At 63.0% G+C, this 13,276-nt stretch carries 11 protein-coding genes; 8 read left to right on the top strand and 3 right to left on the bottom strand.

The window, feature by feature from the left end; translation table 11 throughout:
• Positions 1-37 precede the first annotated feature (37 nt).
• A complete protein-coding gene (locus tag E6P07_RS04865; RefSeq protein ID WP_153974578.1) occupies positions 38-349 on the bottom strand; it encodes a hypothetical protein in 312 nt (103 codons plus the stop codon).
• A 399-nt stretch (positions 350-748) separates the two neighbouring features.
• On the opposite strand from E6P07_RS04865, the gene smc reads away from it, so the two are divergent.
• Entirely contained in the window at positions 749-4,261 is a 3,513-nt protein-coding gene (gene smc, locus E6P07_RS04870) for a chromosome segregation protein SMC (RefSeq protein ID WP_153974579.1), read from the top strand.
• An 11-nt stretch (positions 4,262-4,272) separates the two neighbouring features.
• Here the strand turns inward: smc and trxA are convergent, their stop codons facing one another.
• Positions 4,273-5,136 carry a thioredoxin gene (gene trxA, locus E6P07_RS04875; protein WP_153974580.1) on the bottom strand — a complete coding sequence of 288 codons (864 nt, stop codon included), beginning with the start codon at positions 5,134-5,136 and terminating at the stop codon, positions 4,273-4,275.
• A 223-nt stretch (positions 5,137-5,359) separates the two neighbouring features.
• Between trxA and trxC the strand changes: the two genes are divergently transcribed.
• The 4 genes from trxC (at position 5,360) to greA (ending at position 11,079) form a co-directional block, all read left to right on the top strand.
• On the top strand, positions 5,360-5,803 hold the full coding sequence (gene trxC, locus E6P07_RS04880; protein WP_153974581.1) for a thioredoxin TrxC: 444 nt from the start codon (positions 5,360-5,362) through the stop codon (positions 5,801-5,803).
• A gap of 166 nt (positions 5,804-5,969) precedes the next feature.
• Positions 5,970-7,121 (top strand): glutamine-hydrolyzing carbamoyl-phosphate synthase small subunit, encoded by a 1,152-nt coding sequence (gene carA, locus E6P07_RS04885; RefSeq protein WP_153974582.1) that lies wholly within the window; start codon positions 5,970-5,972, stop codon positions 7,119-7,121.
• 158 nt (positions 7,122-7,279) lie between these two features.
• A complete protein-coding gene (carB, locus tag E6P07_RS04890) occupies positions 7,280-10,489 on the top strand; it encodes a carbamoyl-phosphate synthase large subunit (protein WP_153974583.1) in 3,210 nt (1,069 codons plus the stop codon).
• A gap of 113 nt (positions 10,490-10,602) precedes the next feature.
• Positions 10,603-11,079, top strand: a complete 477-nt coding sequence (gene greA / locus E6P07_RS04895) for a transcription elongation factor GreA (protein WP_153974584.1) — start codon at positions 10,603-10,605, stop codon at positions 11,077-11,079.
• A gap of 9 nt (positions 11,080-11,088) precedes the next feature.
• Here greA and E6P07_RS04900 read toward each other — a convergent pair whose 3' ends face one another.
• Positions 11,089-11,943, bottom strand: coding sequence for an SDR family oxidoreductase (locus E6P07_RS04900; RefSeq protein ID WP_153974585.1), 855 nt, complete (start codon positions 11,941-11,943; stop codon positions 11,089-11,091).
• A 220-nt stretch (positions 11,944-12,163) separates the two neighbouring features.
• On the opposite strand from E6P07_RS04900, the gene E6P07_RS14155 reads away from it, so the two are divergent.
• The 3 genes from E6P07_RS14155 to E6P07_RS14160 all read left to right on the top strand — a co-directional run bounded on the left by E6P07_RS14155 (position 12,164) and on the right by E6P07_RS14160 (position 13,214).
• Positions 12,164-12,289: a zinc ribbon domain-containing protein gene (locus E6P07_RS14155; RefSeq protein WP_425505156.1), complete on the top strand. Its 126-nt coding sequence runs from the start codon at positions 12,164-12,166 to the stop codon at positions 12,287-12,289.
• 220 nt (positions 12,290-12,509) lie between these two features.
• Positions 12,510-12,845: an FmdB family zinc ribbon protein gene (locus E6P07_RS04910; protein WP_153974586.1), complete on the top strand. Its 336-nt coding sequence runs from the start codon at positions 12,510-12,512 to the stop codon at positions 12,843-12,845.
• Positions 12,846-12,953: 108 nt separating this feature from the next.
• The gene (locus tag E6P07_RS14160; protein ID WP_211363165.1) at positions 12,954-13,214 is read left to right on the top strand and encodes a zinc ribbon domain-containing protein; all 261 of its coding nucleotides are present in this window, start codon (positions 12,954-12,956) and stop codon (positions 13,212-13,214) included.
• Positions 13,215-13,276 lie beyond the last annotated feature (62 nt).

Consider the following 13,276-nt stretch of genomic DNA (forward strand, 5'->3'; position numbering starts at 1 on the left):
CCTGGACGCGGCCTGCTCAGCGTTGGATGTGATCAGGTCAAGTCCTTGTCATAGGCGGTCCGAACCATCCTGAGTCGCTTGACTGGATCGGTCCGGTCAACCTCTGGGGGGCTGCGGGCGAATCGAGCGAGTTGAGATATTTCCAGATGCAGCTCGCGAAGAACTGGGCATCCTCCTGGAGGAATTCCAGGCGTGCAACCTTCGCGTAATGTCGCCGAATGGTTTCGGCATGCCGGAGCGCAAACTCATCTTCCGACAGTTGACGATCTTTTATCAACATTGATTTGACGTCTGGAATCGTGGCCAGATCATCGAAAAAAGCGCCACCAATACGAATCGTCTCGGTCATGGTCCATCCTCCTCTGATTTTCAGGAAAATCCTGAATTTTTTATTTTTTTATATTCGCATCAGATTGCCAGGATCGCTCGTCCTTCGTCGAATTTCTCCAATGGCGTTTATTTTTCATGAAGTTTCGATGAGTAACTTTGATTTAAAATCTTGTCAATACCTCGATAATTCGTGCGCAGGCTTTTTGCTGATTTTTGCGTCGTGGAATATCGTTCCGTGCATCCATGCATGATGATTCCGTTTTCAATGACACAAAAGGCCTAAACCCTGCTGTACGGTCGTCGTCGGTCGGTGAGTCTTGAGTCGGTATCGCCGTGGCTGGAGACATTCGGCCACGCAAGTTATGCTCCACGCCCGAATACCCAAGCCTCAAACCCACTGGATCTCAAGACTTCACCGATGAGACTCGAGCGCGTCAAGCTCGCCGGCTTCAAATCCTTCGTCGATCCCACGACCGTCTACTTTCCCAGCAATCTAGTCGGTATCGTTGGCCCGAACGGTTGCGGCAAGTCCAATATCATCGACGCGGTACGTTGGGTGATGGGCGAGTCCTCGGCCAAGCTGCTGCGCGGTGAGTCCATGGCCGATGTCATCTTCAACGGCAGCGCCGGGCGCAAGCCGGTTGGCGTGGCCAGCATCGAGCTGATCTTCGACAATAGCGACGGCGGGGCTGGGGGCGAGTACGCGGCCTTCAATCAGATCTCGGTCAAGCGTCAGGTCACGCGCGACGGTCAATCTAGCTACTTCCTGAACGGCGCCCGCTGTCGGCGCCGCGACATCCAGGATCTGTTTCTCGGCACGGGACTCGGGCCGCGTTCTTACGCCATCATCGAGCAGGGGATGATCTCGCGCCTCATCGAGGCGCGTCCGGAGGATCTGCGGCTGTTTCTGGAGGAGGCCGCGGGGATCTCCAAGTACAAGGAGCGTCGGCGCGAGACCGAAAATCGGATGCGCCATACCCGCGAGAATCTCGACCGGCTCGATGACGTGCGTGATGAAGTCGGTAAGCAGCTGCTGCATCTGGAGCTTCAGGCAGCGACGGCCGAGAAATATACTCAGTTGCGCGCCGAGGAACGTCGGCTGGATCTGGAACTCAAGGCGTTGCGCTGGCGTGCGCTCGACGACGAACTCCAGGCGTTGAGCCGACGTCTGGCCGAGGCCGAGACCCAGGTCGAGTCCGGTCTGGCCGAACAGCGGCGGCTAGAGGTCGAGATCGAGTCCAGACGCGAGGCGTACAACGCCGCTTCCGAAGAGTTCAACGCGATCCAGGGACGCTATTACGCCGTCGCTGCCGAGATCGCCCGCGCTGAGCAGGCCATCCGGTTCGCCAACGAGGAGCAGGGTCGGCTTAGGGGCGAGCTTAAGCGGCTCGATCAGGAGCTCTATGAAGCCACACAGCATCTGGAGCGCGATCGTGAACGCCTGGCCGAGATCGAGCGCGCGCTCGCCGAGGACGAGCCGCAGCTCAAACAGGCCGAGTCCGAACTAACGGAGGCGACGGTCGCGCTCATGACGCTCGAGGACCGGCTCCAGTCCTGGGAGTCCGAATGGGAGGCCTTAAACATCGAGTCCGCGCACCCAGCCGAGCAGGCCCAGTTGGAGCGGGCTCGGCTCAAGGCGCTGGAGCAGGCCCAGGGACGCGAGCGCGAGCGTCGGCTCCGGATCGAGGGGGAGCGCGCGCGCTTGGATGACTCGGACGTCTCGGCACGGCTGGAAGCATTGGGCGAGCGCGAATCCGTGCTCGACGCGCGGATCGCCGCACTGGAAGTCGAACGCGACACGCTGCTCAAATCCCTGGCCGAGCATGACTCAGCACTGCGCACGCTGGCCGACACGCTCGATCAAGTCCGCACCCGTCTGCGCGAAGCCAAGGGACGTCTGGCCGCGTTGGCGGCGCTCCAGGAGACGGCGCTGGCCGATACCGATGTCGAACGCCGCGACTGGCTGGCGCGCCATGGACGCGCGGGCGCGGCGCGTCTGTTCGAACGGCTCAGGGTCGAACCTGGCTGGGAGCGCGCGGTCGAGGTCCGGCTTGGGGCGGCCCTGCGCGCCCTGACGGTCGAGACACTGGAGACGATTACGGCAGAGACGGACGCCTTGCCGCCCGGTCTGGTGTTGCTCGAAACGGCGGGCGATCTCGTCCCGGATCCCGAGCCTGAGACCGGATACTGGCGGCTCAGCCGGCGTGTCCAGTCGCCCTGGCCGATCAGCGGACTGCTCGGCCCGACGCACACGGTCGCCCATCTGTCTGAGGCCCTGGCGGCCCGTCATCAACTGAGCCAAGATGCGACCCTGATCACGCCCGAGGGCATCGAGGTCGGTCGTCACTGGCTGCGTGTCCCGGAGCGCGACGGGACCTTCGGCGTGTTGGAGCGCGCCGAGACCATCGCTGCGCTCGAATCCGAACTGGCCGCACTTGCCGACGAGGAGGCCGAGTGGCGCGAAGAAGAGATCGAGCGGCGCGCCGCGCGCACCCGTTCCGAACAACGCCGGCGCGCGCTCGAATCCGAGCTGACCGCCCTGGGGCTTGAGCGCTCGGCCCTGCGCGCCGAACTGAGCGCCCTGCGCACGCGCGTCGAGCATGAGTCCGAGCGTCGGCGCGCGCTCGACGAGGAATGGGCCGAGCTGGAACGCCAGAGCGCCGAGGTGCTCGCCGAGATGGAGGACGCGCGCGAGCGTCTGCATGACTGGCTCGATCAGATGGAGACCCTGGCCGAGCGCCGGGTCGGGCTGGAGCAGGAACGTACCCGTCTGCGCGCCCAGGTTGCCGCAAGCCGCGAGCACGAACGCGCCTGCCGCGACCGGGCGCAAGCCCTGCGCATCCGGGTCGAGTCCAACCAGGCCGCGCGCGCGGCAACCCTGCAAAGTCAGACCCGCGCCCAGGCCCAGCAAACCCAGTTGCTTGAACGCCGCGATGCCCTGATCGCCGCACTGGAAACGGGCGTCGAGCCGCTGGCTGAAGAGCGCGAACGACTCAGGGCGCATCTGGCGCGCCAGGTCGAGATCGAGGACGCATTGCAGGCCGCCCGCCGCCGGCGCGAGTCGCTGGAGACCGAGGTCCGCGCGCTGGAGCAGGAGCGCCAGCGCGTCGAGCAGCGACTCCAGGGCCATCAGCATGCACTGGACGCCCTGCGTCTGGAACGCCAGGAACGCCTGGTCCGCCAGCGCACACTGGAGGAGCAGTGTGCAGAACTCGGTACCAGCCCGGGCGCGGTCCTGGAAGCGCTCGACCCGGCGGCGACCGAGTCCGTCTGGCAGGAAGAATTGAGCAGGGTTGTCGCCCGCCTCCAGCGTCTGGGCGCGGTCAACCTGGCGGCGGTTGAGGAATTCAAGGCGCTCTCCGAGCGCAAGGCCTATCTCGACGCCCAGCACGATGACATCGCCCGGGCGCTGGAGACCCTGGAGCAGGCGATCCGCAAGATCGACCGCGAGACCCGCCGTCGCTTCAAGGAGACCTACGAGCAGGTCGATCGGAGCTTCCAGCAGCTCTTTCCGCGTCTGTTCGGCGGCGGCCAGGCCTACCTGGAACTGACCGATGCGGATCTACTGGAGACAGGCGTCAGCGTCATGGCGCGTCCGCCCGGAAAGCGCAACTCCAGCATTCATCTGCTCTCAGGCGGCGAGAAGGCCTTGACCGCTGTGGCCCTGGTGTTTGCCATCTTCCAGCTCAATCCTGCACCCTTTTGTATGCTCGACGAGGTCGACGCCCCGCTCGATGATGCCAACGTTGGGCGTTTCTGCGAGCTGGTGCGCGCGATGTCGGAACAGGTGCAGTTCATCTTCATCAGTCACAACAAGGTGACGATGGAGATTGCACACCACCTGATCGGTGTGACCATGCATGAGCCTGGTGTGTCGCGTCTGGTCAGCGTCGACGTCGAGGAGGCGGTGCGTCTGGCGACCCAGGGTTGATCGCCTGAGGATCAATACAGGATGCTCATCATCCTTGACCGATAGCGGGCGACCAGGGCGTTATCGCTGCCGAGTAGGTCGAATACCGCCAGCATCCCCTTGCGCCCTGCATCGTCACCATAGGTGCGATCGCGCTTGACGAGTTCGAGCAGATGCTCGAGCGCGCCCTCATAATCACCGCGCAGCACCTGATGTGCCGCCAGCTGATAGCGCGCCTCGCTGTCGCGCGGATCGGCCTGGAGACGGTCGTTCAGTTCGGACTCGCTCGGGGCACCCTCGATGACGCGGGCAAACTGGAGCCGACTCCGCAGCGCGGCGACCTCGGGATCCTTGACGAACTCCAGCGGCAGGGTGTCGATCGCCTCCAGCGCCTTGGCGATTTCGCCCGAGCTGGCTAGGAATTGGATCTCCATCAGCGGCAAACGCTTGTTGTCCGGATCCTCGGTGCGTGCCCGGTCGATGAGCGCGCGCGCCGCCGCCAGATCGCCGCCGGACATGGCCGCCTTGGCCTGCTGGAGCAGGCCGTCGGACGCACGCGGGATGTGACGGTCGAGGAATTCGCGCACCTGGTGCTCGGGCAAGGCACCCATGAACTGATCGATGGCCTGGCCATCGCGAAAGAGCTGCACCGTCGGCAGGCTGCGGATGCCGAACTGGACGGCGAGCGCCTGCTCGGCCTCGGTATCGACCTTGGCCAGCAGGAAGCGCCCGCCGTATTGCTCGGCCAGCTTGGACAGTATTGGCATCAGCATCCGGCAGGGTGCACACCAGTCGGCCCAGAAATCGACCAACACTGGGCGCTGGTAGGATCCTTCGATGACGATGGTGTGAAAATTGGCGGCGGTGACGGTGACGATGTTCGGCGAATGACTCATAGGGAGACTTGGAACTCGAGAATTCGATGTCGGATGATGGCGGGGCATATAGCACCCAAGGCGACTGGTATGAAATGCGCCCATGAGCCCCCAACATAGCCATCGATCCCACTCGATTCAAGTGTGTGGCTTGCTGGCGAGGTGTGCCCTCCGGGATGATCTTGGGTGTCTTGGAGAATCCATGTGTCGGGGCGATGTCCGGTATCGCCTGGAGTGTCGAGTCATGTCCCAATCCCTGCATGTCGTTTGTCCATATTGCGATGCCGTCAACCGGGTTCCGGTCGAGCGTCTGGATGCCGGTCCAAAGTGCGGTCAATGCCGGGCACCGCTATTTTCCGGTCATCCGGTGGCGCTCGATACGACAAGGTTCGAGCGGCATCTTACCCGCAGTGATCTGCCGCTCCTGGTCGATTTCTGGGCGCCCTGGTGTGGTCCCTGCCGAATGATGGCACCGGCCTTCGAGGCGGCGGCACGGCGGCTCGAACCATCCGTGCGTCTGATCAAGGTCAACACCGAGGAAGAGCCGTCTTTGGCCGCCCGCCTGGGGATCCGCAGCATCCCAACCCTCATCCTCTTTCGTGGCGGGAGCGAACTCCTCCGCCAGGCCGGTGCCATGGATGCAACCGGCATCGAATCTTGGGCGCGGGGGGTTCTTGCGCGCGCCTGATGACCTAACGGCGCCGCCGCCCCAGGGTTGTGCCTGGACGAGCGCATGGTTGGACAGCCTCGTGTCAGATCTCTAAAATACCGACGATTTAGCGCGTCGCATCCAAAGCGATCTTTCAGGGTTTTAGGCGTTGCCGACGCGCTCCCGCCCCGATTTGGAGACCCACTTGAAAACACCCGCGATTTTGGTTCTGGAAGACGGCTCGGTCTTTCACGGAACCTCGATCGGCGCCGAGGGTTCCAGCGTCGGCGAGGTCGTCTTCAACACGGCCATGTCCGGCTATCAGGAGATCCTGACCGATCCCTCCTATCTGCGCCAGCTCGTCACCCTGACCTATCCGCACATCGGTAATGTCGGCGCCAACCCCGAGGACGAGGAGTCGGGCACTATCCAGGCCGCCGGGCTCATCGTGCGCGATCTGCCGGTGCGGGCGAGCAACTTCCGGATGGCCGAGTCGCTCGATGCCTATCTAGCCCGTCACAATGTGGTCGGCATCGCCGACATCGACACCCGGCGCCTGACGCGCATCCTGCGCGAGAAGGGGGTCCAAAACGGCTGTATCCAGGCTGGGGATGCCATCGACGAGGGCGCCGCACTGGCTGAGGCGCGTGCCTTCCCCGGACTCAAGGGGATGGATCTGGCCCAGCATGCCTCGACCCGCGAGACCTACCCCTGGACCCAGGGTTCCTGGACGCTCGCACGGGGACTGCCCGAGCCGCTCAAGCCGGTCGAGGGCAAGCTGCCCTATCACGTCGTCGCCTACGACTACGGCATCAAGCGCAACATCCTGCGGATGCTGGTCGATCGCGGCTGTCATGTCACTGTGGTTCCAGCCCAGATGCCGGCGGCGACCGTGCTGGCGCTCCAACCCGATGGGGTCTTTCTATCCAATGGTCCGGGTGACCCCGAGCCCTGCGACTATGCCATTGCGGCCATCCGCACACTGCTGGAAACCGACATCCCGATCTTTGGCATCTGTCTTGGGCATCAATTGTTGGGTCTGGCCTGCGGTGCCCGGACGATCAAGATGAAGTTCGGCCATCACGGCGCCAACCATCCGGTGCAGGATCTCAAAACGGGTGCGGTCATGATCAGCAGCCAGAACCACGGCTTTGCGGTCGATGAGGCGAGCCTGCCCGAGACGCTGGAGGCGACCCACCGCTCGCTGTTTGACGGCTCACTCCAGGGCATCCAGCATCGCACCCGTCCGGCCTTCGGTTTCCAGGGCCATCCCGAGGCCAGTCCAGGGCCGCACGATGTCGCACCCGTCTTCGATCACTTCATCGACCTGATGCGGGAGCGCAAACATCCGTCCTGATTTCCATGTCGCCATAAGACGGAATTCAGACAGGATTCGCGGCTTGCACAGATTGGAAATCTTTCCATCCTAGAAAATCCTCTCAATCCTGTCTAAATCGCAAAGGCGGCACCAATCGCCCGACATCGCCAAGCTTTCCGAACCCCGCGTGAGACCCCATGCCCAAGCGTACCGACATCCATAGCATCCTCATCATCGGCTCCGGCCCCATTGTCATCGGTCAGGCGTGTGAGTTCGACTACTCCGGGGCGCAGGCCTGCAAGGCCCTGCGCCAGGAGGGCTATCGGGTCATCCTGGTCAACTCAAACCCGGCCACCATCATGACTGATCCCGAGATGGCCGATTCGACCTATATCGAGCCCGTCACCTGGCGCGTGCTCGCCGCCATCATCGAGCGCGAGCGTCCGGATGCGCTGCTGCCGACTATGGGCGGTCAGACCGCGCTCAACTGTGCGCTCGATCTGGTGCGCGAGGGGGTGCTGGAGCAGTTCGGCGTCGAGCTGATCGGCGCCTCGCGCGAGGCGATCGATAAGGCCGAGGATCGCGATCTGTTCCGTCAGGCGATGCGTAAGGTCGGGCTGGATGTGCCGCGTTCGTCCGTTGCCCATAGCCTTGAGGAGGCGATCCAGGTTCAGGCGTCGATCGGTTTTCCGGCCATCATTCGACCGTCTTTCACGATGGGCGGAAGCGGCGGCGGTATCGCTTATAACCCGGAGGAGTTTGAAGAGATCTGTCGACGCGGGCTTGATCTGTCGCCGACTCGCGAGTTGCTCATCGAGGAGTCTGTGATCGGCTGGAAGGAGTATGAGATGGAGGTGGTCCGCGACCGCGCGGACAATTGCATCGTCGTCTGTTCGATCGAGAACCTCGATCCCATGGGTGTGCATACCGGCGATTCGATTACGGTTGCGCCTGCGCAGACTCTGACCGACAAGGAGTATCAGAGGATGCGTGACGCGGCGATCGCGGTGTTGCGTGAGGTCGGGGTCGATACCGGTGGGTCTAATGTGCAGTTTGCCATCAACCCCGACAATGGGCGCATGTTCGTCATTGAGATGAACCCGCGTGTCTCGCGTTCTTCGGCGCTCGCCTCTAAGGCTACAGGTTTTCCAATTGCCAAGGTGGCGGCCAAGCTTGCCGTCGGCTACACCCTCGATGAGTTGCGCAATGAGATCACAGGCGGCGCGATGCCTGCTTCGTTTGAGCCGAGCATCGATTATGTGGTTACGAAGGTGCCGCGATTTGCCTTTGAGAAGTTCCCCCAGGCCGATCCGCGTCTGACCACCCAGATGAAATCGGTCGGGGAGGTTATGGCGATCGGGCGCACCTTCCAGGAGTCGCTGCAAAAGGCTCTGCGTGGGCTGGAGATCGACCGTTACGGCCTCGACGAGGTCGCTGACCACAAGGCCCCAGACGCGATCGAGACCATCCGGCATGAGATCCGTCAGGCGGGCGCCGAGCGGATCTTCTATGTCGCGGATGCCTTCCGCGCCGGGCTGAGTCTCGATGAGATTCATGGCTTGAGCCGGATTGATCCCTGGTTCTTGGCTCAGATCGAGGATCTGGTCCGAACCGAGGACGAGGTGCGCGCCGCTGGTCGCGCCGCACTGACTCGGGAGCGCCTGCGCGCGCTCAAGCGTCAGGGGTTTGCTGATCGGCGCATTGCGCGGTTGGTCGGTGTTCAGGAATCCGAGATCCGCGCTCTGCGTCACGAGTTGGGGGTACGTCCGGTCTACAAGCGTGTCGATACCTGCGCCGCCGAGTTTGCCTCGACCACGGCTTACATGTATTCGACCTATGAGGAAGAATGCGAGGCCGAGCCGAGTGACCGCGAGAAGATCATGGTCCTGGGCGGTGGGCCAAACCGCATCGGCCAGGGCATCGAGTTTGACTACTGCTGTGTCCATGCCGCCCTGGCCCTACGCGAGGATGGCTACGAGACCATCATGGTCAACTGCAACCCCGAGACGGTCTCGACCGACTACGACACCTCGGATCGACTCTATTTCGAGCCGCTGACGCTCGAGGACGTGCTTGAGATCGTTGCCAAGGAAAAACCCAAGGGCGTCATCGTCCAGTACGGCGGTCAGACACCTTTGAAGCTCGCGCGTGCCCTCGAAGCCGCTGGTGTGCCCATCATCGGCACCACGCCCGACAGTATCGACCTGGCCGAGGATCGCGAGCGTTTCCAGCAGCTCATCCAAGAGCTTGGTCTGCGTCAGCCGCCCAACGCCACCGCGCGCAGCGAGGACGAGGCCGTTACGCGCGCCGCCGCCATCGGTTATCCGCTGGTGGTGCGACCGTCCTATGTCCTCGGCGGACGGGCGATGGAGATCGTCTACGACGAGACCGATCTCAAGCGCTACATGCGCGAGGCAGTGCGCGTCTCCAACGAATCCCCGGTGTTGCTCGATCGCTTCCTCGACGACGCCATCGAGGTCGACGTCGATGCCATCTGCGACGGCAAAGAGGTCCTGATTGGCGGCATCATGGAGCACATCGAGCAGGCTGGCGTGCACTCGGGCGACTCGGCCTGTTCGCTGCCACCCTATACGCTCTCGCCGGCGATCCAGGACCGGATGCGCGACCAGATGGTCAAGCTGGCGCGCGCGCTCAGGGTGGTCGGTCTGATGAACGCCCAGTTTGCGATCAAAGGGGACGAGATCTTCATCCTCGAGGTCAACCCGCGCGCCTCGCGCACTGTGCCCTTTGTCTCCAAGGCCATCGGCGTGCCTCTGGCCAAGGTCGCCGCGCGCTGCATGGCCGGGCGCTCGCTGGAAGAGCAGGGCTATCGGCGCGAGGTCCGGCCCAAGCACTATTTCGTCAAGGAGGCCGTGTTCCCCTTCGTCAAGTTTCCCGGGGTCGATACCCTGCTCGGGCCAGAGATGAAATCGACCGGCGAGGTGATGGGCGTGGGTGAGACCTTCGGTGAGGCCTATGCCAAGGCCCAGGAAGGCGCCGGCAACCTATTGCCGCGCAAGGGCGGCAAGGCCATGCTCAGTGTGCGCGAGGCCGATAAGGCGCGCCTGGTCCAGGTCGCGCGCGATCTGCTCGAATTCGGCTTCACGCTCTATGGCACCCATGGTACCGCTGCCGCCGTGCGCGCGGCCGGACTGCCCTGTATCGGGGTGAACAAGGTCGCCGAGGGTCGCCCGCACATCGTCGACATGATCAAGAACAACGAGATCGGCTTCATCGTCAACACGACCGAAGGGGCCAAGGCGATTGCGGATTCGGCCGCCATCCGGCGCGCGGCCCTTCAGCACAAGGTGTCCTATACCACCACCATCGCTGGGGCCGAGGCCACCTGCATGGCACTCAAGCAACTAGACATCCTGAGCGTCAATCGGTTACAAGATCTTTACTGAACCTGCATCGCGTTGCGCCGCTGGATGCGCTGCGGAGCCAACAGACCCGCAAGGGGTCGGCGCCGCCTGGGGGCCCTTCCCGGCGGCGCTTGCACATGAAGAGGAAATCCATGATGAACAAAGTCCCTCTGACCGCCAGGGGTGCCGAGAAATTGCGTGAGGAATTGGAGCGGCTCAAACGCATCGAGCGCCCACGGATCATCGAGGCGATCGCTGAGGCACGCGCCCATGGTGATCTCAAAGAGAATGCCGAATATCACGCCGCCCGCGAGCAGCAGAGCTTCATCGAGGGCCGGATCAAGGAGATCGAGAGCAAGCTCTCGCATGCCCAGATCATCGATGTGACCAAGATGCCGCACGACGGCAAGGTCATCTTTGGGGCCACAGTCAAGGTACTCGAACTGGAGACCGACGAGGAGCACTGCTACCAGATCGTCGGCGAGGACGAGGCCGATCTGAAACAGGGTCTGATCTCGGTCAGCTCGCCGCTGGCGCGCTGTCTGATCGGCAAGGCCGAGGGTGACCTGGCCTCGTTCCAGGCGCCGGGCGGGGTGCGTGAGTTCGAGATCCTGGAGGTGCAATACGTCTGAATCGACCCCTCAGCCAGCACCGCCCCGCGAGATCCGTGCGATGACCCAATCCAGTCCGGCGGTGGGGAGCAGACGCTTGAGGGTGCCGAGCAGATGGGTAGGGAAGGTGACATAATACCGCGCCCGCGGGCGCGGGCTTTCTAGGGCGTGAATCAGCTTGGCGCAGACCACCTCCGGCCCCAGGGTGAAGGGCTGGACCGGTCCTTCCTGGGTCAAGCGTGCCTCGGCCCGACGATAGGCGTCGCGGTGGACGCTCGACTCCCGGTCGATGTTGGCCAAAAAGGCGCGATGGGCATTGTCGCGGAAACGGCTGAGGATCGGCCCGGGCTCGATCAGCGAGACCCAGATCCCAGAACCGCGCAATTCCAGCCGCAGGGTGTCGGTCAGTCCCTCGAGCGCATATTTGCTCGCGACATAGGCCCCACGATAAGGCAGGGGGATGAGGCCGAGAATGGAGCTGTTCTGCACGATTCGCCCCCGCCCCTGACGGCGCATGAGCGGGATGACGCGGCAGGTCAGGTCGTGCCAGCCGAGCAGGTTGGTCTCGAGCTGGGCGCGCAACACCTCGCGGCTTAGATCCTCGACTGCGCCTGGCTGACCATAGGCCCCATTGTTGAAGAGCGCGTCGAGCCGTCCGCCGGTCAGCTCCAGGGTGCGTTCCAGCGCCGCGCCGATGCTCGCCGGGTCGTCTAGATCCAGTTGCACGGTACTCAGTCCTTCTGCCTCGAGTCGGGCGACGTCCTCGGGCCGACGCGCCGAGGCGATCACCTGCCAGCCGCGCCTGACCAGTGCATGGGCGCAGTAGTGGCCGATCCCGCTGGAGCAGCCGGTGATGAGGATGCTGTGTGCCTGGGTCGATGTCATCGTGAGTTTGAGCGTGTTGGTGTTGGTGGCGGACGGGCATTAACGCCAATCCAGCGCCTGACCGCAACCCAAGATTTGATGTTCCGGTGTGGGCCCCCATTGGATTCAGCCTTGATATAAGGCGCCCGTTTGAAGGGCGAACCCAAAAGGCGAACGGGATGATTGTTACAGGCTGTGTGCAGGGTACAATAACACCCTATGGTTCAACGCGCTTACCGCTATCGTTCACTGGACCTGCACCGCCTGCGGTACGCGCCATGACCGCGATCTCAATGCCGCGCGCAACATCCTGGCGGCGGGCCAGGCCATCCGTCAGGGCGCGGATGCCCTGCGGGTGCATGAGTGAGTTGGGAATACCGGAGGATGTCCGGGAATTGAGGCCTGTGGATCGGGCGCTGGCGGCGGAACGGCGGCGATTGAGCCGGTCTACGAGCCATCCCGCACTGAAGCAGGAAAGGCGGTCCGCGAGGACCGTCCGGCCAGGGAGCCGTACCCTGGGAATCCCCGTCCTTTAGGGCGGGGAGGATGTCAACGACGAATGATCCTGTCTGTCATGGGAGAGAATCATGCCGATCTATGAATATCGTTGTGAACACTGCGATCATGAGCTGGAGCAGATGCAGAAGATCAGCGACCCGCCGCTGACCGACTGTCCGGCGTGCGGCCGTCCCACCCTCAAAAAACGGATCTCGGCGGCTGGTTTCCGCTTGAAGGGCAGCGGCTGGTACGAGACCGATTTCAAGAAATCCGGCGACAAAAAGAAAAATCTGCACGATGGCGGCGGTGAGAAGAAGGACTCGGCGGCCAAGTCGGACAGCGCTGGCTCCAGCGCCACGGCCAAGAGCGATGCGCCCACCGGCACCTCGACGTCCAAGCCGGCCGCCAAGGACGCGGTCTTATAAGGGGCTCGACCAGTTTCGTTAATAGTTGAACTTTTTTGTGCGAATGTTATAATATCTGCATGTCTCGCAAGATGGTCATGCCTCCAAGAGGCCGCCGAGTTCTTAGGGGTGTGTCCTCAGACGCTGTCGGTGCGTGAGTGGACGTGTCCGGATTGCGGAAGTATCCACGACCGCGATGTGAACGCGGCGATCAATCTGAAAAAGGTGGCCGAGAGTTCGGCTGGCGGCTGCCAGCCCTTTCAGCGACAAGCTGATTGCTCGGTGACAGCCTGTGGAGAGGTGGGCTCTGGTCTTGGGCACGCTCAAGACGAAACCGGCCTCTGCGAAGCAGGAAGTCAGCTTCATTCCTGTGTGAGCAGGAATGAGTAAGTCTGATGGAACGGCTATGTATCACCGCGCGGCTCGACGCCCAGGGGCTTGGGTGTCTTAAT

The organism is Thermochromatium tepidum ATCC 43061 (assembly GCF_009664085.1).
Classification (GTDB): domain Bacteria; phylum Pseudomonadota; class Gammaproteobacteria; order Chromatiales; family Chromatiaceae; genus Thermochromatium; species Thermochromatium tepidum.